Source organism: Chryseobacterium endalhagicum (assembly GCF_016745235.1).
In the GTDB taxonomy this organism is placed as follows: Bacteria; Bacteroidota; Bacteroidia; order Flavobacteriales; family Weeksellaceae; genus Chryseobacterium; species Chryseobacterium endalhagicum.
Window position 1 is genome coordinate 227,118 of sequence record NZ_JAELVM010000003.1, and the last position, 24,339, is coordinate 251,456.

Here is a 24,339-nt window from a genome sequence, read left to right on the forward strand (position 1 = left end):
TACTTATTTATCCTCCAAAAGTACAATTTTACAAGTATAAAAGGAGGTTAAATTTGCATAAAAAAATATGAATATCTACCCCAGACGATGGCAGGCACTCGGTTATCTTACTGCAGGAGCATTTCTTTCCCCACTGGATTACTTCATTGTCAATATGGCCCTTCCATATATTCAGAAAGCTTTCAATGCCAGTGATCATCAGCTGCAGATGGTTGTGGCTATCTATGGTCTCACCTACGCTGCACTCGTGGTATTTGGGGGACGGCTTGGTGATCTTTACGGCAGGAAGAAAATATTTGTACTGGGTCTGTATCTATTTCTGTTTTCCTCCTTAGGCTGTGCTTTTTCTCCTGATATCAGATTTCTTATTGTTTCCCGGCTTTTTCAGGGAATTGGCGCTTCTTTTCTGGCTCCTCAGGTTCTGGCTTCAATCAGGGTTTTATTCAGCAGCGGTGAGCAGCCAAAAGCTGTCAGTATTTTCAGTTCTGTATTCGGTCTGGCTTCTGTGGCGGGACAATTGCTGGGTGGTTTTCTGCTTCAGCTTCACTGGATGAATTTTTCATGGGAAACGGTTTTTCTGGTGAATGTTCCTGTCACCCTGATCTGCATTACCGGCATTCATTTCACCATGGATAATAACCGGGAAGAAAAAGGGCAGAAAATAGATTTTCCCGGTGTGCTGCTTTTAATCCTTTCATTACTGATGATTATATGTCCTATTATTTTCGGGCGGAAATACCACTGGGCATGGTGGATCTTTGCGGTCCTATCAGCCGGAATTTTATTAATGCTGATTTTTTACAGATATGAAATTAAAGAGGCAAAAAACAACAGACCAGTACTGGTAGATCCTTCCCTTTTACAGGATCGGCCGTTTGTTCTGTGTCTTTTTATCATCTTCTTTTATAATTTCACGTCAGGACTGTTTATCTGCTATCCTTACTATCTGCAAGAATTTCTGCATTGGAATCCGGTAGAAACAGGATTGGCTGTTATACCCTACGGGATTGCTTTTTTCATCGGACCGTTACTGGTTACCAGAATAAAACGTTCTACCCACACTTTGATCTATATTGGGCTGGGATTACTGATTTCAGGGTTCTCATTTGCCTCACTATTCATTTATTTTCAGGGAAAACCTTCTGTAGGAATGGATGTCAGTCTTTTTACAGCAGGACTTGGTCACGGTATTATAATGCCTGTAATGATGCGGAAAGCTATCGGTTTGATCAATAAAGAAAAGGCAGGCCAGGCTTCCGGTTTGATCAGCATCAGCATACAGATCGGAAGTGTAACCGGCGGGACCATTATAGGAACATTATTTTTCAGCACTATTGAACTGATAGGCTTTACCAAAGCATTTGCCCTGGCTGTTTCAGCAATCGCGGCAGTTCAGATTACCGGAATTTTAATTAATACAAAGCTGTTACAATACAGTAAAAGGCAGTAACCGAAATTCCCTTATCTCTTTTAATAATAAAAACATGATATATTTATACTTATGAACAACACAGAAAAAATCATTACAGAAATCAAAGAATTTCACACAGCTATTGAAGCCTGGTTCCGTGGAAATACCGACCGGGAGATGCTTTATCAGAAACTTCTGTCAGGATTTGCCCCGGATTTTAAAATGGTCAGCGGCAATGGAAACTCCATTACATTGGCTGCATTTTCCGAATGGCTTCCGGGAGCTTATGGAAAATTTCCGGATCGAACGATTATCCTTGAAAATATCGAGGCTGAAAGTACGGAATGCCATGGATTGGCATCCTATATTGAGATTCAAATCACGGGAAGTACTACCACACGTCGCCAGTCATCGGCGGTTTTTGTGATGGCTGAGGAAAAGGCTTTATGGCTGCATCTTGTTGAGAAATGGATTGTGTAAAAAGCAAGCCGTGATTGTAGTTTTCCGTGGATTATGATAAAAAATTGTAATCAGTAATTACCTCCGCAAATTTTAGGTTTTGGCTAAAGCCGAATGAACGGGATATTTCTTTTAGGTGGGCTAAAGCCCACCCCTATTGAATTTTTGACTATTAAATCTAATTTTTAAATCTATAATATACATAAGCGGGCTAAAGCCCGCTCCCATTGAATATTCATTAAAAATCCTTTAAATCTTTAAATTTTTAAATCTCTTCAATTTTTCAATTTTTCAATCAAGAAATCCTATACACACACCGCTGTCCTCCCGAAAGTATATGATTCACCCTTTCCACCTGATAGTTTTTTCCGATCAGGTTTTGAAAATTAGAAAGCTCGGCCCTGCAGAATCCCTGGCATTCAGTGGCAGCAGCACAGATCGGGCAGTGATTTTCTATCAGGAAATAGTCTCCTCCTTCTTTCGTCCATTCTGCCATATAGCCTTCTTCACTCCGGACTTTGACCAGAACATCCAGACGCTGCTCCAGAGATTCTGCTTTAGCTAAAGCCTTTTCATAGCGTTCATAGGTATTTTTCTCCCGGTCATTAATCAACAGGTTCAGGGCATTTTCCCCCAAAAGATTTTTAACGGAACGAAGAATCTGAACCGTAATATCTGCATGTGAATCAGGAAATTGAGACAGTCCTTTTTCAGTCAGGATATAATAAGTGGACGGCCTGCCTACGCCTTCACTTTTTGCCACAGATTTAATGAGCCCTTCCTCCGCAAGGTTCAGTAAATGTTTCCGTGCTCCTTCCTTTGTAATGGCGAGTTCCCGGGAGATTAAAAGTGATGTAGCTTCGCCCCGCATTTTTAAAAACATCAGGATGCGGTCCGCTGCAGGCTTCTTCATTTGACAATATTTTGGTTGTTTTATTTTCTACAACAAATATAGTAATTTTCTATAATTTGTGATTTTAATACGTAAATAAATGATAACAAACAAGTTAAACAGAAATCAATTGTCTTCAATAAAACAACCAATAAGTTGTTTTATTGAAATATATTATTACCTTTGAAACACATTAATAAAAAATAAAATAATGAACGCATTTACATTACCTCAGCTTCCTTATGCCTATGATGCACTGGAACCCTTTATAGATAAAGAAACAATGACGATTCATCACCAGCGTCATCATCAGGCGTATGTGGACAATCTGAATGCTGCCTTAAAAGCATCCGAAGAAACCTCCACTGATCTGGACTCCATTCTGCAAAGGATCAGTGAATACAGTCCGGCAGTCCGAAACAATGGTGGCGGGCACTACAACCACTCATTATTCTGGGAAATCCTGTCTCCCCAACCTAAACTCAATCCTGAGGGCAAGCTGGCTGAAGCGATCAACTCAGGTTTTGAAAATCTTGACAATTTTAAGGCGGAAATGAAAAAAGCAGGACTGGGACAATTCGGTTCCGGATGGGTATGGTTATTTGTAAAATTCAACGGATCACTGGCTATCACTTCCACACCTAATCAGGACAATCCGATGATGGATACCCAGTCTGCCAACAGAGGTTTTCCTATCCTTGGAATAGATGTTTGGGAACATGCCTATTATTTGGCCTATCAGAATAAAAGGGCGGATTATCTGGATTCATTCTGGTCGGTTCTTAACTGGTCAGCTGTTGAAAGAAAATATGAAGAAACCCTTTCAAAAATCAGATAAACAATATTGATTAAAAATCAATTATGGAACAGAAAATTTTCATCAATAAAGCTGAAGCTTCGGGAATTATTGCTTTTGATCTTTTACACTATAAACCGACTACAGAAATTGTAGAACTGGATATCAGAGAGCATCTTTTTATGGGAATGATTGTGAAGGAGAAAGAGTTCAAAGAATCAATTGCAGCCGTGGATTTTTCTGTATACAACGATAAAGCTGTGGGGATCGTCTGCTCTACGGATGCCATTATTCCGCCCTGGGCCTATATGATCTTAATGGAAAAACTTTTTCCTTATGCGGTGTATGCAGATTTAAACAATGCGGAAACCATTCTGCTGGATCTCTGGAAACGCCGCCTCATGTATGCAGACCTGAAATCGTATAAAAATCAGAAGGTTGTAGTCAGGGCCAGAGCAGATCATGATCCCTCACTCTACTTACTGGCAGCCGGGCTTCTGAAACCTTTGGTTAAAAGCCTGATGTACGGGGAAATCGGGATGCCGAAAGTAATTTTTAAAACTCAGAACTCATGAAAGCAATGATATTCAACGGCTCCTTAGAAAGAAGGTCAGAATCTACTTCAGGAAGGATTTCACAGTATTTTGCAGAAGAACTTAAAAAATTGGGGGTTCAGCCTGAAATTTTTACGCTGGCAGATTCCGGAATTCCTCTGTTTGATGTTACACTTACCAAAACACCCTTGGCAGTAGAGCGCATGACGCAGCTGTTTTTGGAAGCAAATATCCATTTTTGGCTTGCCCCGCTTTATCATGGCAGTATTCCGGGAGTGATGAAAAACTGCCTGGACTGGCTTGAAGTTACCGCAGGATATTACGAGCCTTATCTTACCGATAAAACCGTAGGACTTGTCTGCTGGGCAGATGGCCTGCAGGCTATGCACGGCATCAATACGATGGATGTAATTGCAAAATCTCTCCGGGCCTGGCCGCTTCCTTTCAGTGTGCCTGTGATCCGGCCTGGTTTATTTGACCCGGAAGAACCAACGAAAATATCTTCATTGTATGCAGATAAATTCAACAAACTGATCCGTATTGCGACTTCCAGAAAAATCGAAAAGATAGAATAAAACTGGTATCAAGATACAATTCCTTAAAAATTTCAAAACAAATTTAAGCCAAGGAGAGTCCCGAAGGGACGATTTAGCAAAAGATAGAATGCAATTCTATCAACCCAAATTCATAAGTAAACTGTTTAAACTGATCTGATCAGTATTTACAGCCAACTGTTTTTTTCATTTAAGTTATGTTTAGACAGGGATTTCTGAGACATACCCGTCAAAAGAAATCCCTTTTTAAATCAACGCTCAAAAAATTAATCTTATGGCTATTACAATAACGGATGACTGCATCAACTGTGGTGCCTGTGAACCGGAATGTCCCAACTCGGCAATTTACGAAGGGGCTATCGACTGGAGATGGCAGGATAAAACAAAACTTGCAGGAAAAGTAGTTTTCCCGGATGGCTCTGAGGCTGATGCAGGTGCTTATCAGCAAGCCTATTCAGACGACGTTTATTATATCGTGCCCGGGAAATGTACTGAATGTAAAGGTTTCCATGAAGAACCGCAATGTAAAACCGTCTGCCCTGTAGACTGTTGTGTAGACGATCCTGAACATCGGGAAACCGATGAAACTCTGTTCAACCGTCAACATTTTTTACATAAGGAATAATGTTTATTTAAAAAATCAGACAACTAACATAGTTACAAAATTAAAACCCTGATTAACTGACTCTTAAACATTTTAAAACTAACAAAATAAACGGACTATTTTCCAAACTGTTAACAAGTTTTTAATAGCAGTCTTTTCATATACTTAATAAAGTTTTTTTAATTGCACCGTCATTTACTGACATCAAAATTTTAAAACCTATTGGATATGAAAAAACAATTACTCCTAATCAGTATGCTGATGGCTTTTTTAGCTGCTGCACAAGATAATGATGCGCTAAAAAGGGAATTTGAAAGGCAGAATAAAGAAAATAACGAACAGTTTGATTCTTATGTAACCAAGCATTACGGATCCCAGGCAAGAACACCTCAGATACAAAAAGAAATTGAAGAAAAAAGAAGACGCCTCGCCGGTTTTCTTCCGGGAGGAAAACCTTATTTTCTTAAAGCTCATGACGGCGATCAAATTAAAAATTCCAATTCGGATTTTATCCAGGGTGGAACTATAAGTGGTTTAACAGGTTCCTTTAATGGAGAAAACATTAAATTTACCATTTTCGATGGAGGATTTTCGGAAAATGCGGGCAGAGTGTTCGCAGAGCATGAATTCTTCAATAATCTTCCCAACAGAATTACCAATAAAGAGGCATCTACCATGAAGTATGGAGGGCATGCCACTTCGGTTGCCGGATTCATCGGGGCCAAACCCCATACTCAGACCATTGGTAACAGGACCATCAACTTTCAGGGAATTGCCAAAAATTCACTCATTGACTCCTATGCCTTCTTAACCACCACTTTACCCGGCAATACTTCTGCAAGCACTGTTTTTCAAAAAATATTAACCGCACAGCCCAAAATATCCAATCACTCTTACGGGATAGATATCGGATGGACTTTCGGTCAGGTAAACGGTGTCAATGCATGGGTATGGGGAGGTGATTTTACCAGCCCAAGTACATCTTATGATCTTCAGGGCACCTACCTTACCCAGGATCAGAATTATGACCAGATTGTATATACCAACCCATCCTATATCATCGTGAAATCAGCAGGAAACAGTTATGGCTACGGACCAGCTTATCCGGGAACTTCATCATTTCCAAAATATTATGTTGATAATAATGATAATTATATTCCATTCGCATCCACCGATACGCTGCCCAATACAAGTTGTGGATCCGGATACGATTGTATTGGAATTGGCTCGTTAGCTAAAAATATTATCGTGGTAGGGGCCACCGATATTATTACATCCAATGATGGAAGATATACTGCTGCAACAGATGTAGTGCATTCCAGTTACAGCAGCGCAGGGCCAAGAGACGACGGCGGAATAAAGCCGGATATTACAGCTGTGGGAACGAACGTAGGAAGTGCTTTAAGTGCAGAAGACACAATAGGAAGCCAGGATCGGGAAATAGGCAGCGGAACTTCGTATTCAGGGCCTGTAGTAACCGGAATTATCGGGCTTTGGGCGCAAATCAACAAACAGCTTTTCGGTGATGCTGAACTTAATGCGGCTTCTGCAAAGACTTTAATGGTACATTCTGCTTTGGAAGCGGGAAATATAGGGCCGGATCCGCATTTCGGATGGGGATTTATTAATGCAAAAAAAGGAGCAGAATTATTGGTGGGAAAATCAAACAATTCTATTATTTTCAACGATGAAACATTAACCAGCGGCACTCCTAATAAAAAGAGAGTGATAGCATCGGGAAGTGAACCATTAAAAGTAACTGTTTCATGGATTGATCCGGCTTACGCTGTTCCAGCTGACCTGACCTATCAGCAGGCCCACAATAACAGAAGTTCAAGATTAATCAATGATTTGGATGTAAGAATTATTGACACCAGCAGCGGAAGCATTTATGAACCCTGGAAACTGAATGCTGTAAACCCGATGACTCCAGCCACAAAGGGAGATAATACCGTAGATAATGTAGAGCAGGTAATTATTGATGCTCCCGTTGCCGGCAGAGAATACAGAGTTGAAATCACCAATAAAGGCACCCTGGTAAACGGTACCGGAGCCAGTGCCCCGCAAAATTATTCTATTCTTGTTTCAGGATATACACAGGTTCTGGGTACCGGTGAAGCAGCCAAACTTCATGATGACATTGCCGTAGTTCCTGCCGTCACCAAGGATTTCTCCCAAATAGTTAATGCTCCAAAAGAGTCCGCATACACTGTTTATGATATTTCGGGTAAAAAGCTTCAGACCGGTATTATCAAAAGCGATCATCAGGCTGTGGACTTATCATCTTATGCAAAAGGAATTTACATCATAGAAATCAAAACGGGAAAGGCAAATATCTCTAAAAAGATTATTAAAGAATAATTCAAAATGATAAAGCTTTCTTCAAAATAAAATAATAGATTCTTATTAGCAGCAAACAGGAGGTATTCTTTTTAAATAGGCAACTATATACAAATTAACCCCTTCCTCCTGTTCTGTTTTTAGTTTTAAGTACGATTTAAGAAAGATCAAAACCAGAAATTATAAATAACAAATAATATTCATAACATACTTTTTATCAATGCAGACAGGAGGCTTTCTTTTTCTCATGTACACATTTTAGAATATCAACAAATTTATTCCTCCCTCCTGTTCTGTTTTATTATTGATATTACGTGACCATACATCACCTTGCAAATATTGAGTTTAGAATTCTTCCCAGCCTTCATTCTGTGGATCATATTTCGCAAATTCGCCGGTATCGGTAAATTCAGAAGCAGTCATTCCCACTTCAAAAATAGAACTTTCCGTGAGGCTCGCATTGAAATACAATCCGTTTTCAGTAAGCAAAGCGCTTCCGAAATCTTCATCAGGATGATTGAAATGCAATCCCGAATTATCTTCACTGATCAGTTCATATTTATATTTTAGCAGACGTTCTTTTAATCCGGAAATCTGCCGCTCCGTTAATGGAACCAGATTTTCTTCACGGTCAAAAAAGCTGTCGTCATCGGCTGCCCGTTCTTTTTCTTTAGTCTGAATGCTGAATAGCTGGATATTATAGCTCATGGAGAATGTATTGATTATTAATGGCCCAATATAATACTTTTATAGGTATCCATGCGGTCTTTTTCATGATACATATTACAAAGGATCAGCAGTTCGTCCGTATTGTAAGCATCTGCTTTTTCCTGAAGTCTGTATGAAATATTCCCGGGAGTGTCTGTAATGATATGATCCAGAATTTTAAAGAATTCATCTTCATCTTCGGAACCAGAAATTCTCTGTCGAATAGTCTCAATTGGCAGCAGTGCCTCCGGAGCCTGAATATGCCGTGCCTGGAGAAACTGATACGCCATTCCATAGGCATTTTCTTCAGCCAGCTTCAGATTTTCTGCCACAGATACCGCGACAGCAACCTGCAGTGAAGGTACAGGACTGTATTGAGTTCTGTCAAATTCATTTAAATAAGTTTCGGTACTTTCTGCAGCCAGCTCGTTGCTCATAAAGTCTGCGTAAGAGTAGCCTACACCATGTTTTGCAGCTTCTAAAGCAGATTGAACTCCGGAACCCAGCCAAAGTATTTCCGGCAGATGGGTAAGATTTGTCGGCTGAGCCATTAAACCTTCATAAATTCCTTTCTCTTCTTTAATATACTGTATAATTTCTTCAAGCTTGGTTTCCTGGCTGGCTAGAATAACAGACCGGTGATTATTCAAAGCAGATACGGCATCTTTTAATCCGCCCGGTGCTTTTCCCAGTCCTAAAATAAAACGTTCAGGATAAAGGCTGCCCAGCATTTTTGTCCATTCTGCAATCTTGTAAGCCGAATAGTTTTTCATCATAATCCCTCCTGTTCCTACTTTGATGCGCTGGGTCTTGCTTAGAACAACCGCTGCAAGAATTTCAGGGCTAGAGCTTCCATAAGCTTCTACACCATGGTGTTCGGAATAAATAACGCTTTGAAAACCTGCTTGATCAGCAAAAACGGCAAGATCTATGCTGTTCTTCAGCGCCTGTAATGAAGTTCCTCCTTTAATGGTGGGTGACTGATCCAGAATTCCTAATTTTAATTTCATACCCGCTTCTTGCTTTTATGGTAAAGCTAAATTAATGCATTAAGTGAAAATTTTATCCCTGAAAATACACTTTTAATCTTTGTATTGCGGAAATAAGTAAAACGCCTTTGTTTATCTTAGTTTAAAGAAATTAAAATCAATTCTTTGTGTTTAATAATGCAAGGCTAAACCTAAACAAAGTATTTTAAAATATTAATCATTTTATTTTTTGACTAACTCTTTAGTCGTTGTTAATGCTGCAATCCGTGCTTTTGCATATTCGATCTGATCTTTTTCTTCCGGATCCGGTTTATTTTTCAGGTACAGGTTATAGTAATTGACCGCATTTTTGGCCTGTTTTAGATTGAAATCATAAAGAAGCCCCAGACGGTAATAGAGGGTAGGACTGCTGCTGAAGGTAAGACCTCTTTTATAAGCTTCCAAAGCATTTGAAAACTGTTCTTTCTGTTCATAAATTCCTCCTAAAGCCGTATAATAAATTGATGTATGATTGGAAATCCCTTCATCAATCGTCTTTTTAGCATAGATCTCCGCTTTATCATATTCTTTCAGTTCACGGTAGCTGAGAGCCATAAAATACAATGTTCCTTCGTTTCGGACTCCAAGATCTTCCAGTGTTTTGAAAAGCGCTGCACACCTCTGATAATCTTTTAAATAAAAATAAGCCTGCCCCATTTCATTGATCACATTAGCATCCGTATTCTCTTTCAGCAATTTTTCGCCATTTTCAACAACTTCCCTGTATTTGCCCAGCTGATTAGCCACGGGAAGCTGTGCCTGCTGTAATGTAAAATTCCCCGGATCCGCAGCAATAGCTGTTTTGAGAACTTCGTAGGCCTGAGGATACTGTTTCAGCTCCCGGTAGGTCATAGAAAGATCGTAGGCTACGTCAGGATCTGTATTGTTTAAAGTATTGGCTTTTTTAAGGTATTTTAATCTTTCATCAGCATTCTCACCATAGCCTGCCAGCTGTTTCCATGCATTGAAATTAAGGGAGTCCAGACGGATAATTTCCGAAAGATAAGCCCTGGCTTTTGCTTTATTTCCTCGTCGGGAATTGATCGTCGCAAGACTGAATAATACGGGAACATTCTCTGGTTCTATGCTATTCACTTTCAGATAGCTCTTTTCAGCTTCCGGAAGTTTTCCGGACATCATATAGCAGTACGCCATCTGGGTCAGGGATTTGGTATCTTTTGTATCGCTGGGATACATACTTTGCAGATATTGTGCAGCATCAGCATAACGTTGGGATTCATAATATTCCAGAAGTTTTTCCTTATCGATGGTCTGGCTGATCAGATGCTGAATACTGAAAATAAAGAGACTTAGCAAAAGCCGGAATTTCATAATTGTGATTTGAAACTAAATTAAAAGTTATTTGGATATTTTCCAAATTTTAAACCTTAATTATTCACGAAATAAAGATATATGTGATATTTTGTTAAATTAATCAACATAATTATTCTTGTCTATTGTCTTAATTTTTTTGTAATTTAATTTTCTAAAATCAAAAAACATAACAGCCCTGCATTCTCATGAACGACGAATTCTACTGTAAATTTATCAAGCCGGACCGCTCACTGGACAGCTTTGTCGAAAACATAGGGATGTTCCATAATCCTACGGATAAACCCAAAGAAGTAGTCATCATGCCGGACGGAAGGGTGGATCTGTTTTTTATGCGTTCCGGGACGGATGATCCTTTCAGTGTATTTCTCATTGGCCTGGAAACAGAACCTGAAGAAAGGGTCATTCCGCCTGAGACCATCGCTTTTGCCGTCAGCTTCAGACCGCTTGCCGTTGAATATATTCTTCAAACATCTATTGCAGATCTCCTTAACAGCGGTAAAAACCTTCCCGTTGATTTCTGGAATCTGGAACCTGCTGATCTTGGCAGCCTGGAAGCATTTCAGCAAAAAGTATGTTCTAAAATAACCGAACTGCTGCCTGAAAAAACAGACGAAAGAAAACTGAAACTTTTCGATCTTATCTATTCGTCAAATGGTGAGATGAGCGTGAAGGAGCTTTCGGAGAAAACGGTTTGGAGCAGCCGGCAGATCAACCGCTATTTCAATGAATATCTGGGACTTTCCTTAAAAGCCTACTGCACCATTCTACGCTTCCGGGCATCTCTGGAACATATTGCAGAAGGAAAATTATTTCCAGAGCTTAATTTTACGGACCAGACCCATTTCATTAAAGAGATCAGAAAATTTTCCGGCGTTGCCCCGAAAGAATTATCAAAAAATAAAAATGACCGATTTATACTATTATCCGTGCTGAAGCAGAAATAATTTTGCATCAGTAAAATCGAATACAATGTTAATAGACCATAAATCAATTGCTATCGTAGGCGGCGGTCCGGGAGGACTGATGCTTGCCAGACTTTTGCAGCTGAAAAACGCTGATGTAAAGGTATATGAAAGAGATCTTAACAAAAATGCAAGGGTACAGGGTTCTCCGCTCGATATGCATGAAGGATCCGGAATGGACGCCCTGAGGGAAGCTGATCTTCTGACAGAATTTAAAAAGAATTACCGTCCGGGCGCAGACAAACTACTGATCGTTAATGAGCATGCAGAAATCAGATACAGCGATCATGAAACAAAACCCGATGAAGATTTCGGAAATGAGCATTTCCGACCTGAAATAGACCGTGGTCCGCTGAGGAATATGCTTCTGGAATCTCTAAGGCCTGAAACCGTGGTATGGGACAGCCATTTTATTTCGATGGAACCTCAAAATGAAGGCTGGATATTGAATTTCAAGAATGGTTCCTCCGTTTATGCTGATATCGTTATTGCTGCTGATGGTGCCAACTCCAAAATCCGTCCTTATCTTACCGATCTGAAGCCGATCTACTCCGGAATTTTAATGTTGGAAGGAAATGTGTATCATGCGGAAAAAACAGCTCCTCATATTAAAGAACTGATCAAAGACGGTAAAATCATGGCCTTTGGAAACAGTAAGAATCTTCTTCTGGGTCAAAAAGGCGGCGGCGATCTTGGGTTTTATGCAAGTTTCCGGACTGACGAAAACTGGGCAGCAGAAAGCGGTCTTGATTTTTCTGATTCAACGCAGATGATGGAATGGTTTAAAAAAGAATATGCTGAATGGAACCCAGTCTGGACCGAACTGTTTGAAAATGCAGCGGTCCCTTTTATCCCACGGCCTATTTATTCAATGCCATTGGATCAGACCTGGGAAACGAAACCTAATCTTACGCTTCTTGGTGATGCCGCTCATGTAATGCCCCCATTTGCAGGAGAAGGTGCCAATATGGCGATGCTGGATGCCCTGGAACTGAGTAAATGCCTTACCTCTGATCAATTCAGCAGTTTAGAGGAGGCCATGGCCAGCTATGAGGTCCGGATGTGGAAAAGAGCGGCTGAAGCCACAAAGGAATCTCTGGAAAACGGTGAAAGAATGCATTCTGAAACAGCATTGGAACATATGCTGGAATTCTTCAGCAGCCATTAGCATTAAACAGAAAATAGTTCAAAAGCTTTTGCCTGTCCGTTAATTTTCAATAATTTACCGTTTTAAAATCAAACGTATGGAAATTACCTCTGCAGCATCATTCATTGATTATTATGAAAAGGTACGGGCAAGAACGCTTCGTCTCCTTGAAGCAGTTCGGCCTGAACATCTTGACTTTTCCTATAAACAGGGGAAATTCACAATCGGTGATCAAATCAGGCATATTGCAGCGATAGAAAGATACATGTACGGGGAAACCATTTCGGGGAGAAAAAGTGCTTATCAGGGCTGCGGAAAGGAACTGGCAGACGGTTATGACCCTACCATGAGCTTTTTTAATGAAATGCATATCCAAACGATTGACCTGATTCGCGGACTTTCCGATGAAGACCTCAACCGTAAATGCCTGACCCCTCCGGGCCATGAAATTACGATCTGGAAGTGGCTCCGGGCGATGGTAGAACATGAAATCCATCACAGGGGTGAATTGTATATTTATCTTAATCTTCTGGATATGAAAACCCCGCAGATCTACGGTTTTTCAGCTGAGGAAGTTCAGGATATGAGCGTTACACTGAAATAAAAACAAAAAACCTTTAAACCAATTGATTGATTTAAAGGTTTTTTTATCTTAAATTAATTCTCAGATTCTGACCGTTATTTATTCGTGATGATTAATTTTTAATCGTAAGCCAAATCCAGTTCATCAAAATCTTTCACTTCTGAAAGGGTCATCAGTTTTGTAGATTTTACTTTTTTCCAGGTATCTTCAAATACTTCATCACCGCCCTCTGCTCCTTCATTCACGTTGGTTCTATCCAGCTGTTTTCCTGTTAAAAAATTAATACTGGTGGTACTGTTCACGCGTGGCCCCATATTGGAACTGCCGTCATAGCCTATCAGTTCAAAATCTGACTTTCCATATCTGAAAGTATAGGTCCAGTACCCGTATCTGCCATGAGCATAATGAACATAGAGCTTTCCTTTTTCAGCATAAACATCCAGTTCAGGCGCGTAATAAACGCCTCCGTCTTCATTTTCTGAGGTAAAGCAGCTGTAATTCTTGGAAGCGAGTTCATAGCCGTCGTTTTTCTTGAAAAGGATGATCAGACCGCGGCGGTTTCTGTCCAGTTTTCCACGATTTTCATCGGTAACGATATTAGCGGGATCTACTTTTTTGATGATGAGAATACAGTCTTCTGCCCCATCGTTGTTTAAATCTCCGAAAGATTTTTTAAATAATTTATAGCCTTCCGGGACAAATTCCGCAGGATCTTTCTTTGTTTGAACTGCAGGTGCAGCGGATTCGGAATTATTTACAGCTGCTGCTGCCGGAGCGTTTTTCTGTACAGTTTCCTGCTTTTTTTCTTCTTTTGAACATCCGCAGACCAGAATAACTGCTAAAGGAATCCATGTAAAACGAATTAGGCTTACTATGTTTTTTTTCATAGGGTGATCAGGTTGAGCCTCAAATGTAAGCATTTCGGGAAATTCACCCAACAGGTTTTTTCTTAAATCAGTTCAGTCTGAATTCTGTTCTGAATTCCAGTGGGGTCATTTGGGTTTTCTTTTTAAATAAAGTGCTGAAAGACTGGGAATGTTCAAAACCCAGACTGTAGGCAATTTCGCTGACTGACCACTGCGTTGACAAAAGTTTTTCTTTAGCTTTAACAATCAATTTTTCATGAATATGCTGTTGTGTGTTCTGTCCCGTATGGATTCTCAAAAGATCACTTAAATAATTGGCAGAAAGGTTCATAGCCTCCGCAATCATGTGAACGGTTAAAATTCCTTTTTCGGCAGATTCCTCATGATCAAAATAATCATTGAGAAACTTTTCAAACCTGGCCAGAAGCTGCTGGTTACTGTTTTTCCTGGTAATAAACTGCCGTTCATAAAAACGGTTGGAATAATTGAGAAGCAGGTCTATCTGCGACAAAATAATTTCCTGGGTATGTCTGTCTATATGCCGGCATTCCCTATCAATTTTATGAAGAATCTCAATAAGGTTATTTTCCTCATCTTCAGATAAATGCAAAGCTTCATTCACCGCATAGGAAAAGAATCCGTACCCCGAAATGGTATTGGCCAAAGGATGTTTCAAAATAAAGTCTTCATGAAAGATCAAAAGATATCCTGCTCCACATTCCATGTTGTGAAAATCCAGGTACTGCATCTGGTTGGGTGCTGTAAAACTCAGAACGCCTTTATCATAATCATAATGCTGCTGGCCGTATCTTATCTTGCCTTTTGCATCTCTTTTTAAAGCAATGCAGTAAAATCTGTTGACAAAACCTTTCCAAATCTCATCATCCAAAAATACACTTTCTGATAAATTGATCACGCTTACCTGAGGATGTTTGGGCTCAGGCAGTGACAGTAACCGGTGGAACGCAGAAACAGACTGTATGATATTCATAACTTAGTATTTATGATTGATGATTTAATCCAGGAGTCCCATACTGAACTCATCGTATGGAGCCCCCGTATCTGTTCCCAAAGGTACGATACTTTCCAGTTTTAAAAGATCTTTTTCATCGAGCTGGATGCTGGCTGCTGCTATATTCTGTTCTACATATTTTCTGCGCTTGGTTCCGGGAATCGGAATGATGCCTTTACTCATGATCCAGGCCAGGGCCAGCTGTGAAGACGTAACTCCTTTTTCTTCAGCCATGCTTTCTACAGCCTTTACAAGCTCAATATTCTTATAAAAATATGGTTCCTGAAAACGCGGGATTGCTCTCCGGAAATCATTTTCAGGCAGGTCATCAAGGGAACGGATCTGACCTGATAAAAAGCCGCGGCCTAATGGTGAATAGGCTACAAATCCTATTCCCAGCTCTTCAAGGGTTGATAAAACACCTTTTTCTTCTACAGTCCTTTCAAAGAGAGAATACTCACTTTGTACTGCAGTAACGGGGTGAACGGCATGGGCTTTCCGTACTGTTTCTGAAGATACTTCCGATAATCCTATATACCCTATTTTTCCTTCTTTTACCAGATCACTCATGGCTCCTACCGTTTCTTCAACGGGTGTATTTTTGTCAAGACGGTGCATATAATACAGATCAATATAATCTGTGTTCAGGTTTTTAAGTGACCTTTCCACCGCTTTTTTTACATAATTTCGGGTTCCGTTGATGGCCCATGTTACTTTATCGGCATCATCTATTTCCCACCCGAATTTTGTGGCGAGAATATATTGATTCCGCTTGCTCCCGATAGCTTTTGCGATGAGCTGCTCATTTTTAAAAGGTCCGTAAAGGTCTGCCGTATCCAGAAAATTCCCTCCTAATTCCAGAGAGCGGTGGATGGTTGCAATAGCTTCACTTTCATCTGCCTCACCGTACATATTGGCATCTTCAAAACCTGTCATTCCCATACATCCTAATCCTATATTGGGGATGACCAAACCCTGACTTCCTAATTTTACCTGATTTAAATTCATAATGTTGATTTTTATGAGTACAAAATTCAGGAGAAATAATGAGGCGGATGTATGCAGAATCACGAAATATGTATGTAAATCACGGATTTATATTGGGGCATCAACAGCCATTATCATCAGTCTTTAAGTATCTTCTGTAAAACCATTAATAATTTGAAATGAAAAGAATATTCCGATAAAAAGTTTTACATATATTTGAAAACAGGGGGAAATGCAGATCAGTTTTCCTTATCCTAATATTCTAACGATTAAAAAAATAGACATGAAAAAAGTAACAGGAATCGGTGGCATCCTTTTCAAATCAAAAGATCCGGGCGCTATGAACGAATGGTACAAAACCCATCTCGGCCTTGAAACAAGTCCTTACGGAACCAGCTTTGAATGGCGCGATAACGAAGATCCCTCCAAAAAAGGACTGACGCAATGGGCTCCTTTTTCTGAGACCACGAAGTATTTTGAACCTTCTGAAAAAGATTTTATGATCAATTACAGAGTGGAAAACCTGGAAGCTCTTGTAGAAGAGCTGAAAAAGGAAAATGTAACGATCGTGGACAGCATTGAAACATATGATTATGGGAAATTCATTCATATCCTCGATCTTGAAGGCAACAAAATCCAGCTTTGGGAACCTATTGATTAACTGATTATAAAAATAGAAAGAGCCCGGAAATTTCCGGGCTCTTTCATCACAAAAGGTACTATGAAATTCGCTTTTATTGTCAGGGCAGGAAGATTATCTGCCTTTCATTAATAAGCATCTCATTTTTTATTTTTTGATCAGCTTGGTGCTGTAAGTATTGGCCTCATCTGTAATTGAGATTATATATACTCCTTTTACCAGTGCTGCCACATTAATTCTCTGGCCGTCCAGCTTACCTTCCTGAACCAGTCTTCCGTCTGCACTGTAGATTTTGTACTCAGCTTTTCCTTTCAGGTTCTTCACCTCAACATAAGTGTCCGCAGGATTCGGATAGATGGATAGTTCTGATTTTGTATCTTTTACCTCGTTTACAGCCAATCCGCTTGTGATCTTTACAGGGAAATCCTTATATGATCCGTATGAATAAGTTTCTCCTCCTTCTGAATAAGACGGGCTGCCGCATGGTCCGCTGGCCGCCACGAAGGAAGTACTTGCCACTCTCATTCTTAACTGCTTATCTCCTGAATAGGCACTGGCTGGAACTGTAAATGTGATTGTTCCCGCATGTAAGGCATTGGCGTTAGGCACACCACTTTTGGAACCGATTTTTTCTGAAGCTTCAAAAACACCGTTTCTGTTATAGTCTATCCATACTTCCAGTTTGTCTGGATAGTTTGCTGATCCTATTTCGTTTCCTATATTAATGTAAGACAATGTATATTGTGTTCCTTTAGTCAGATTGATCAGTTTGCCTGCATCTTCACTGAAATCCAAATAGGTTTTGAAAATACTTTTGTAAGCAAGGTCTGAGTAAGCTAAATTAGCTACGTTTAATCTGGCCAGTCCGCTGTTAAGTGCTAGGTTTGCAAAACTATTTCCGCCGGTAGTCATTAAACAGTAATCTGTTCCTGTTTTCAATCCTTTCGTCTTGAAGGTATAATTATTTGAATACGTTCCCGGAACAGAATTGACAACAGCTGCCACCTGTACTTCATAATTTGTTTCATCCTCAAGAGTATTAAGGACTACTGAATTTGTTGTGCTGGTTGTATTTGACCAGTTTGTGGTACCCGCTTTTCTGTAATTAACAGCATATGTCGCACCCGGAACAGTATTCCATGCTACTCTGGCTGTTGTTTTGAATATTTCTGCTTCTATCGCTGCAATTCCTGTAGGTGCAGCAGAAGTAGAAGTTGGTGCTGTTCCGATGGTAACTGCCGGAGATACTGCATAGAATATATTTCCGATTGCTGAAATTCTCAGTTTTACAGATCCGGTTAAGCTTGAAGGCATTTGTACGGCATAGCTTCCCGTATTAGGAGTGGAAGCCACCAAATCCGTCCAGGTCGTTCCGTTGTCTGCCGTATAATCTATTTTTACTGCGGCCACGTTGTACGGAGCTGCTGCAGTATTGGCCACATCCCACTGGATCGTATTGGAACTGTTGTTATACAATACTGAAGAAGAAGTAAGGCCTGCAAATTTGAAAGGTCCGTCATTTCCAACAGTAACCGTTGTTTCTGCGGAAGAAAGCATAGGTCTTGCAGCATTCTCATCCCTTACTGTCACCGCATAATGTAAAGTTCGGGGAACATAGGATACTGTTTCCCAATTTGGAGTAGTATCACTTCCCGGAGCCGTTTTATTCGTTAAAACACCGTTCATTACTAAGGACAGGCTTGGGAAATATCTTCTTCCGCTTACTGTTCCGAAATAAGACCTCGTTAATGCTCCCTGTGGGTTATATCCCCATCCGCTGTCTCCGGAAATAGAGTTCAGTTCATCCACACTGTCATACTGTTCCCATGTATATTTTACAGGGTCAGCATCTGCAGCAACTGCATCTAAATAATAGGCCGTTCCTTTAGGAATGCTGTAAGCAGTAAGAGGCGTAATCACAGGAGCTGTATTGGTTGTGATATCTTCCGATGTTCCGCATGCAGGCTTACTTTCCAGGCTGTTTAATACCTGATTGATGGAAGAATAATGGAAATAAGCGTCTGTTGTTGCCTGTACATTATCGCCGGTAATTCCGGCATAGCCCATAATGGTTGTCCCTCCTCCGGGTTCTATATTCACTCCGGATCCCTCGGACTTGTGCGAAAATGTATGATTTCCTCCTAACTGGTGAGCCATTTCATGAGCTGCATAGTCTATATCGAATAAGTCTCCCAGAGGATCAGCATTCTGCGTGAAAGCAGATCCTTTTGCCAGAGTAGTTGCCGTTGCAGGGTCTACACAGGTAGAACCTATAGAACCTGCATTACCGTTTCCACCTGCGGCATGAAAAACATGTCCCATATCATAATTGGCATTACCAACAATGCTGGTTAATGTCTGCTGCAGCTGAAGGTTTAATGACGGGTCATTATCGGTTGCAGGAGGCGTATAAAAATCCGTTGCCGGATCTGTGTAAATAATAGTGGGAAGATCCTGAATCAGGAGTTTAATTCCAAAATCTTTTTCAAAAATCCCATTAACACGGTTCATTGTAGCATTCATTTGTGCTACAGTATTAGCGGTTCCACCATTAGGATCAAATCTTTTGGTGTACTCTCCTGTTACCGCAAGAGCCAGTCTGTAGGTTCTGTATTTTGTACTGGCAGGTCTGCCGGTAATGCCTACATTAGAAAGATTTTTTTTTCCGTTGGCTTCCAGTGACTTTACATCTTTGAAATTCTTTTCTTCCGTTGTACATTCAAAGCCATGATCACTTTCTGTACGCTTGGTTTTATAGAAAACCCCATAGGTCTTTTTATCTGTAGAAATAGGTTCTATAAATTCAAATACTCCATCTTTAATGATCATCGACTGAATTTCAGCAGGAGAAGTACTGAACCTTACATATTTGGAAGGATCATCTATCCCCACCCCTACATAGGCACCCAGCTGATACCTGTCTGCCATAGATTTTTCCATAACAGGATCACTATAAACGGCAAATTTTTCAATCTTCCCTTCTGCCGTTGGCAGTGAAATAATCACAGGCTTTGCTCCTTTTCCTGTTTCTACAGCATCTTTCAGCAGACTTCGAAGCGATGTGATATCTACGTGATACGAATGTTTCACTTCAACATCTTTTCTGATCTCGGATACTTTCTGTCTTGCCGGCTCCCAGCGCTGACCATAAAGAGATGTAAATCCCGCGGCCAAAACGCTCACTAATAAAATTCTTTTTTTCATAAACAGAGTATTATATAATAGTTGGTTTACTTATTCAATAATAATAGGAAACGAAGCACTGCATTTATCAATTACCAAATGAAAATTTAAACACATCTAATATGCAGATTCGTTTGAAGAACAAAACTATCATTCCTCCATTAAAAAGTATAAAAAACCACATACTACTCAGATACTTCTCAAGAGTAAAAAACTGATTGTCAACAAATTGTAAAACAGCTTCATTCAGAGCTATTTAACATAATTTTCTCCTCACAGGAATAATGTTGATGATCATTCTAAGAAGCGGGTAATATATAGGTACGTTTTCCGGAAATTTGAACCTATAAAAGACAGGAAGTCGGAAGAAGGAAGTTACTACCAGACAATTTATTAAACAGCTGCCTTTAAATTTGTTAAGCAGATTAAAAAATTACTTAAAACTGCGGTGTATTTCTGCCTTTGAACTTCAATAACTTCCCTCTTCCGACTTCAAACTTCCCGACCTATTATACAAACGAAAATACCTTATCCCAAACTCTGGTTAAAATAAATTTTATGTCATAAAAAAAGCTGCCCGACATTGCCGGGCAGCTCATCCTAATTTTTTTTACTCACGAAGATTATTTCAAACAATCATCCGTTTCAAAATTCTTAAATATAAAAATCACAGCCAAAAAATAGCATGCTACTTACCTACTACAAAAAAAATAAACTTCAATTTGTAAAAAAGTGAAAAAAATTAACAACAGCATCTTTAATTTTAAAAAAAAACAGGCAGCCTTATTCAAAAATTAATTAAACACCTACACTATTCCACTAAAAACCAACAAGATAAATACTGAAAAAATAATTTAATCTGAAAACAATAATTAACCATAAATAAGCAATTACATTAAAAAAATAACCATGTAGTACCCATGTAGTATAATATTTTTTCGTGTTTTCTATAAAAAGCCTCAAATTTGAACTACAAACAACAAGTGATGAAATTGGTTTTCAGTTATGATGGAAAAAAATATTTCGAAGCTGTCTGGATTTATCAGGCAGTTTTTTTTTGCCCTAAAATGATTGAGGATTACCGTCAGGAAGTCTGAAGCCCGAAGAGGGAAGTTTATTGAGGTCGAAAGATAGAATCTAAGATGGTTTTATTCGTTTTTCAAAACAATTTAAAAGAGCTATCTGATTATAAATTTCCAGTATCTCTTCCAGCCGTTTAATTATTACAGACTGTCAAAAAACTGATAGGTATCCGTTTCAGTTGGAATATTCAGTTTTTTCCTTAACCGGTATTTTTTCTGCTGAACAGATCTGGGCTGCACAAAAGTATAGGCAGCGATCTCTTTGGATGTAAAATGAAGCTTCAGCATAGCGCAGAAAACCAGATCAGCATTTTCAAGATCGGGATTGATTTCAAGAATTTTTTCAATGAAGTGAGGATATACATTTTTGAAAGTATCCAAAAAAGCAGGATCGTTCTTTTTTGCCAGTTCTATTACTTCTTCATGGCTGGTATCACCCATCTGGTTTTTCAGCCGTTCCGCTTCATCTTTCAGAAGCTTTTTTTTCTCCTTCAGCCTTTTGCTGATCTTCCATACATATATTCCTAATAAAAAGAGAAGCAGCGCAGAGGCAATGCACAAAAGCAGTACTTTGTTCCTGTGGTGCTGGTTATCTTCCTCTACATCTGAAATAAAGCTCTCCATATCATTATTGATCGCTTTGAGCAATGCCGTATCAGATTTGCTTTTTTCTTCGGTATAAGCCTGCAGGTAGAAAAGGGCTTTTTCCTTATCCCCCATTTTTTCATATAAAGTTCTAAGATCAGTGTAAATATATTTGGTGTACTGGGCAAATACAAACTTCGTTTTATTATTGATTTCCAGAGCTTTGGTGAAGTATTTTTCCGCTTCGGGATACTGGTTGGTAAACATATAATATTCTCCCAAAACGGTATTCGCATTCAAAGCCACACCATCCGTTCTTCCCTGCCGGTTACATTTTTCTGCTATCCGGGACAAATAGAAACGGGCAGAATCCATCTCCTTCAAACCATATAAATAAACGTCTCCTATAGCACAGTCTATCCGTCCTGTACTGTCCAGCTTTCCGGCTTTATGAAAATACTCTATAGAAGAGAGGTATTCCTTTTTCCATGAAAGGAAATCACCCTGCCTGTAATAAATTCTAAAAAGAACATCATTCTGAAACGGGGAAGCTGGTGCCCCTTTTATATAATTCATAGCCAGCCGGTTATATTCGAAGGCCTGATCCAAACGTTTAAGAATCAATTGAAATTGGCTGTAGTCGGTGCAAAATTTAGCTTTATGGACGTTGCTTTTTGAGTTCTGAAGAAGCTTATCGGCTTTATTTAAAAGGGTTTGTGCTCTCTGATAATTTTCAAGCGTTATGTTTACATTTGCTAAATTCATATAGCACAATGCTTTACCCTCATCATAATCCAGCTCTCTGGCTTTTTGGTAGTATTTTTTATTAAGCTGTACAAGGCAGTTGTAGTCACCGGAAAGGCGGAGCTTTTCATTTTGCGTAATCAGAGGAATATCAAAATCTTTCTCATATTGATTATGAAAATCTTCCCTGCATGATGTTAAAAGAAAGAGCAAAACGAAAATAAAACAGCGTATCATGTACGTTTTTATATTTAATTATAAATGTTTTCAATACCTTGTGAAGATCTCAAAATCTATTCCTAAACGCAGAATTTGCTATTTTAATTTTGTTCATCAGTAAATTTTTCTAAATTATCAAGAAATTCATAAATATCCTGGTCTCCTTCCAGATTAAGTTTTTTTCTCAGTCTGTATTTTTTCTGCTGGATAGATTTATGCTGAACAAAGGTATAATCTGCAATTTCCTTGGAGCTAAAATGCAGTTTCAGCAGTGCACAGAAAGCCAGTTCAGAATTTTCAAAATCAGGATTGATCGTCAGTAATCTGCTGATAAATTCGGGATAGAGCTCTTTAAACTTCATCAGGAATAAGGAATCATTATTCTTAGCCATTTCAATAACTTCCTGAAGCTTCTTTTTATGAACCTGATTTTTAAGGGTATCTGTTTCAGTTTTTAAGCTTTTCTTTTTTGATTCCAGATGCCGGATGCTTTTCCAGATCAATATTCCGGTCACTGTGAGGATAATTGCAGATAGTATTCCGATGATCCACAGCTCATTTTCCCGCTGCCCGGATTCTTTTTTCGATTCCAGAATAAAATCATCCGTCGTTTTATTAATCGCGGCAAAGCGTGCTTCATTCAGCCGGTTGTCTTCTTCAAGGTATTTCTGTAAGTAAAAATAGGCCTTTTCTTTATCGTTCTTCTTTTTGTAAACATCTGCCAGAGCGTTGTAGACCTCTCTTATATGAAAAGAATAGATAGATTTGGTCTTTTCACTCATTTCCAATACTTTATTCAGCATTTTCTCAGCTTCATCATATTGGTTGACCTGATTATAGTAATAGCCCAGCGTATAATACACCCACTGCTTTTCAATATCCGTTGTTTTCTGCCGGTTCATCATTTCTCCGGCCCGCAGGGCATACACTCCTGCCGAATCCAGCTTTTGGGTGTACAGGTAATATTGGGCAAGCATACAGTTGGAATACGCTGAATTTTCTAAATCACGCCCTTTCCGAAAACTTTTCAATGAAGTTCCAAACTCGCCTTTCCAGGCAAAATAAGTTCCTCTGTTCGTATAAATTCTGGGTAAAAGTTCCTTTTTAAGCTTTGAATCAGGGGCTTTTTTTAAAGAGCAGAGTGCAGAATCACTATAGATGATGGCTTTATCATACTGTTTAAGATGGGAATAATAATCAGCGTAGCTGTCATAAAATTTGGCCCTGTGGAAACCGTTTTCTGACTGTTTGAGACTTTCTCCGGCCTTGTTTAAAAGAGCCTGTGCCCTTTTATAGTTTCCTTCTGTAGAATTGACATTGCCTACGTTGAGAAAACAGAGTCCTTTGCCCTCTTTATACCCTATTTTGTCTGCTTGTTTAAAGTATTCTCCGTTAAGTTTCACCAATGCTTCAAAATCACCTGATGAATTCAGAATGTGGTTCTTCTTTAATAAAGGCACATCAAAATCTTCAGTATGTTCATAGGGAGAAGTCTGGCTGCATGAAATAATAATAAATAATATAATCATCCGTATGATACGGATTATCCAATTTTTCATAATAAGATGGTCTTCATATATAAAATTTATCAGTTATTTATGGGTATGCTGTTTTCCGTATGGTACTGGTTTTTCAATCAACCTAATAA

General features: G+C 39.3%; 21 protein-coding genes. 11 read left to right on the forward strand and 10 right to left on the reverse strand.

Annotated elements, in window-relative coordinates:
* Nucleotides 1-67 precede the first annotated feature (67 nt).
* Together JET18_RS16785 and JET18_RS16790 are read left to right on the forward strand one after the other, a co-directional pair.
* On the forward strand, nt 68-1,450 hold the full coding sequence (locus tag JET18_RS16785; RefSeq protein ID WP_202092915.1) for an MFS transporter: 1,383 nt from the start codon (nt 68-70) through the stop codon (nt 1,448-1,450).
* Between the two features lie 51 nt (nt 1,451-1,501).
* Nucleotides 1,502-1,891, forward strand: a complete 390-nt coding sequence (locus JET18_RS16790) for a hypothetical protein (RefSeq protein ID WP_202092916.1) — start codon at nt 1,502-1,504, stop codon at nt 1,889-1,891.
* A gap of 274 nt (nt 1,892-2,165) precedes the next feature.
* Here JET18_RS16790 and JET18_RS16795 read toward each other — a convergent pair whose 3' ends face one another.
* Nucleotides 2,166-2,783 (reverse strand): helix-turn-helix transcriptional regulator, encoded by a 618-nt coding sequence (locus JET18_RS16795; RefSeq protein ID WP_202092917.1) that lies wholly within the window; start codon nt 2,781-2,783, stop codon nt 2,166-2,168.
* A gap of 190 nt (nt 2,784-2,973) precedes the next feature.
* Between JET18_RS16795 and JET18_RS16800 the strand changes: the two genes are divergently transcribed.
* The 5 genes from JET18_RS16800 to JET18_RS16820 all read left to right on the forward strand — a co-directional run bounded on the left by JET18_RS16800 (nt 2,974) and on the right by JET18_RS16820 (nt 7,631).
* Complete coding sequence (locus JET18_RS16800; RefSeq protein ID WP_202092919.1) at nt 2,974-3,600, forward strand: superoxide dismutase; 627 nt, start codon at nt 2,974-2,976, stop codon at nt 3,598-3,600.
* A 23-nt stretch (nt 3,601-3,623) separates the two neighbouring features.
* The gene (locus JET18_RS16805; protein WP_202092921.1) at nt 3,624-4,133 is read left to right on the forward strand and encodes a DUF2480 family protein; all 510 of its coding nucleotides are present in this window, start codon (nt 3,624-3,626) and stop codon (nt 4,131-4,133) included.
* Nucleotides 4,130-4,687 carry an NADPH-dependent FMN reductase gene (locus JET18_RS16810; RefSeq protein ID WP_202092923.1) on the forward strand — a complete coding sequence of 186 codons (558 nt, stop codon included), beginning with the start codon at nt 4,130-4,132 and terminating at the stop codon, nt 4,685-4,687. Before JET18_RS16805 ends, JET18_RS16810 begins: the two co-directional genes overlap by 4 nt.
* Before the next feature lie 253 nt (nt 4,688-4,940).
* A complete protein-coding gene (locus tag JET18_RS16815) occupies nt 4,941-5,291 on the forward strand; it encodes a 4Fe-4S dicluster domain-containing protein (RefSeq protein ID WP_202092925.1) in 351 nt (116 codons plus the stop codon).
* A 207-nt stretch (nt 5,292-5,498) separates the two neighbouring features.
* Nucleotides 5,499-7,631, forward strand: coding sequence for a S8 family serine peptidase (locus JET18_RS16820; protein ID WP_202092927.1), 2,133 nt, complete (start codon nt 5,499-5,501; stop codon nt 7,629-7,631).
* 324 nt (nt 7,632-7,955) lie between these two features.
* On the opposite strand, the gene JET18_RS16825 is transcribed toward JET18_RS16820, so the two are convergent.
* The 3 genes from JET18_RS16825 to JET18_RS16835 all read right to left on the reverse strand — a co-directional run bounded on the left by JET18_RS16825 (nt 7,956) and on the right by JET18_RS16835 (nt 10,678).
* Complete coding sequence (locus JET18_RS16825) at nt 7,956-8,318, reverse strand: hypothetical protein (protein ID WP_202092929.1); 363 nt, start codon at nt 8,316-8,318, stop codon at nt 7,956-7,958.
* 17 nt (nt 8,319-8,335) lie between these two features.
* Entirely contained in the window at nt 8,336-9,328 is a 993-nt protein-coding gene (locus tag JET18_RS16830) for an MsnO8 family LLM class oxidoreductase (protein WP_202092931.1), read from the reverse strand.
* 201 nt (nt 9,329-9,529) lie between these two features.
* A complete protein-coding gene (locus JET18_RS16835; protein WP_202092933.1) occupies nt 9,530-10,678 on the reverse strand; it encodes a tetratricopeptide repeat protein in 1,149 nt (382 codons plus the stop codon).
* A 188-nt stretch (nt 10,679-10,866) separates the two neighbouring features.
* On the opposite strand from JET18_RS16835, the gene JET18_RS16840 reads away from it, so the two are divergent.
* The 3 genes from JET18_RS16840 to JET18_RS16850 all read left to right on the forward strand — a co-directional run bounded on the left by JET18_RS16840 (nt 10,867) and on the right by JET18_RS16850 (nt 13,394).
* The gene (locus JET18_RS16840; protein WP_202092934.1) at nt 10,867-11,625 is read left to right on the forward strand and encodes a helix-turn-helix domain-containing protein; all 759 of its coding nucleotides are present in this window, start codon (nt 10,867-10,869) and stop codon (nt 11,623-11,625) included.
* A 25-nt stretch (nt 11,626-11,650) separates the two neighbouring features.
* Nucleotides 11,651-12,811, forward strand: coding sequence for an FAD-dependent oxidoreductase (locus tag JET18_RS16845; protein ID WP_202092935.1), 1,161 nt, complete (start codon nt 11,651-11,653; stop codon nt 12,809-12,811).
* Nucleotides 12,812-12,887: 76 nt separating this feature from the next.
* A complete protein-coding gene (locus JET18_RS16850; RefSeq protein ID WP_202092936.1) occupies nt 12,888-13,394 on the forward strand; it encodes a DinB family protein in 507 nt (168 codons plus the stop codon).
* A 98-nt stretch (nt 13,395-13,492) separates the two neighbouring features.
* Here the strand turns inward: JET18_RS16850 and JET18_RS16855 are convergent, their stop codons facing one another.
* The 3 genes from JET18_RS16855 to JET18_RS16865 form a co-directional block, all read right to left on the reverse strand.
* The gene (locus JET18_RS16855; protein WP_202092937.1) at nt 13,493-14,260 is read right to left on the reverse strand and encodes a hypothetical protein; all 768 of its coding nucleotides are present in this window, start codon (nt 14,258-14,260) and stop codon (nt 13,493-13,495) included.
* A gap of 67 nt (nt 14,261-14,327) precedes the next feature.
* Nucleotides 14,328-15,230 carry a helix-turn-helix domain-containing protein gene (locus JET18_RS16860; protein ID WP_202092938.1) on the reverse strand — a complete coding sequence of 301 codons (903 nt, stop codon included), beginning with the start codon at nt 15,228-15,230 and terminating at the stop codon, nt 14,328-14,330.
* A 24-nt stretch (nt 15,231-15,254) separates the two neighbouring features.
* Entirely contained in the window at nt 15,255-16,259 is a 1,005-nt protein-coding gene (locus JET18_RS16865; protein WP_202092939.1) for an aldo/keto reductase, read from the reverse strand.
* A gap of 262 nt (nt 16,260-16,521) precedes the next feature.
* Here JET18_RS16865 and JET18_RS16870 point away from each other — a divergent pair, with 262 nt between their 5' ends.
* Nucleotides 16,522-16,899, forward strand: coding sequence for a VOC family protein (locus tag JET18_RS16870; RefSeq protein ID WP_202094342.1), 378 nt, complete (start codon nt 16,522-16,524; stop codon nt 16,897-16,899).
* Nucleotides 16,900-17,025: 126 nt separating this feature from the next.
* Here the strand turns inward: JET18_RS16870 and JET18_RS16875 are convergent, their stop codons facing one another.
* From JET18_RS16875 to JET18_RS16885, 3 genes are all read right to left on the reverse strand, one after another.
* Nucleotides 17,026-20,082, reverse strand: a complete 3,057-nt coding sequence (locus JET18_RS16875) for a zinc-dependent metalloprotease (RefSeq protein WP_202092941.1) — start codon at nt 20,080-20,082, stop codon at nt 17,026-17,028.
* A 1,202-nt stretch (nt 20,083-21,284) separates the two neighbouring features.
* Complete coding sequence (locus JET18_RS16880) at nt 21,285-22,709, reverse strand: tetratricopeptide repeat protein (protein WP_202092942.1); 1,425 nt, start codon at nt 22,707-22,709, stop codon at nt 21,285-21,287.
* 83 nt (nt 22,710-22,792) lie between these two features.
* Nucleotides 22,793-24,250, reverse strand: a complete 1,458-nt coding sequence (locus JET18_RS16885; RefSeq protein ID WP_202092943.1) for a tetratricopeptide repeat protein — start codon at nt 24,248-24,250, stop codon at nt 22,793-22,795.
* Nucleotides 24,251-24,339: the final 89 nt, after the last annotated feature.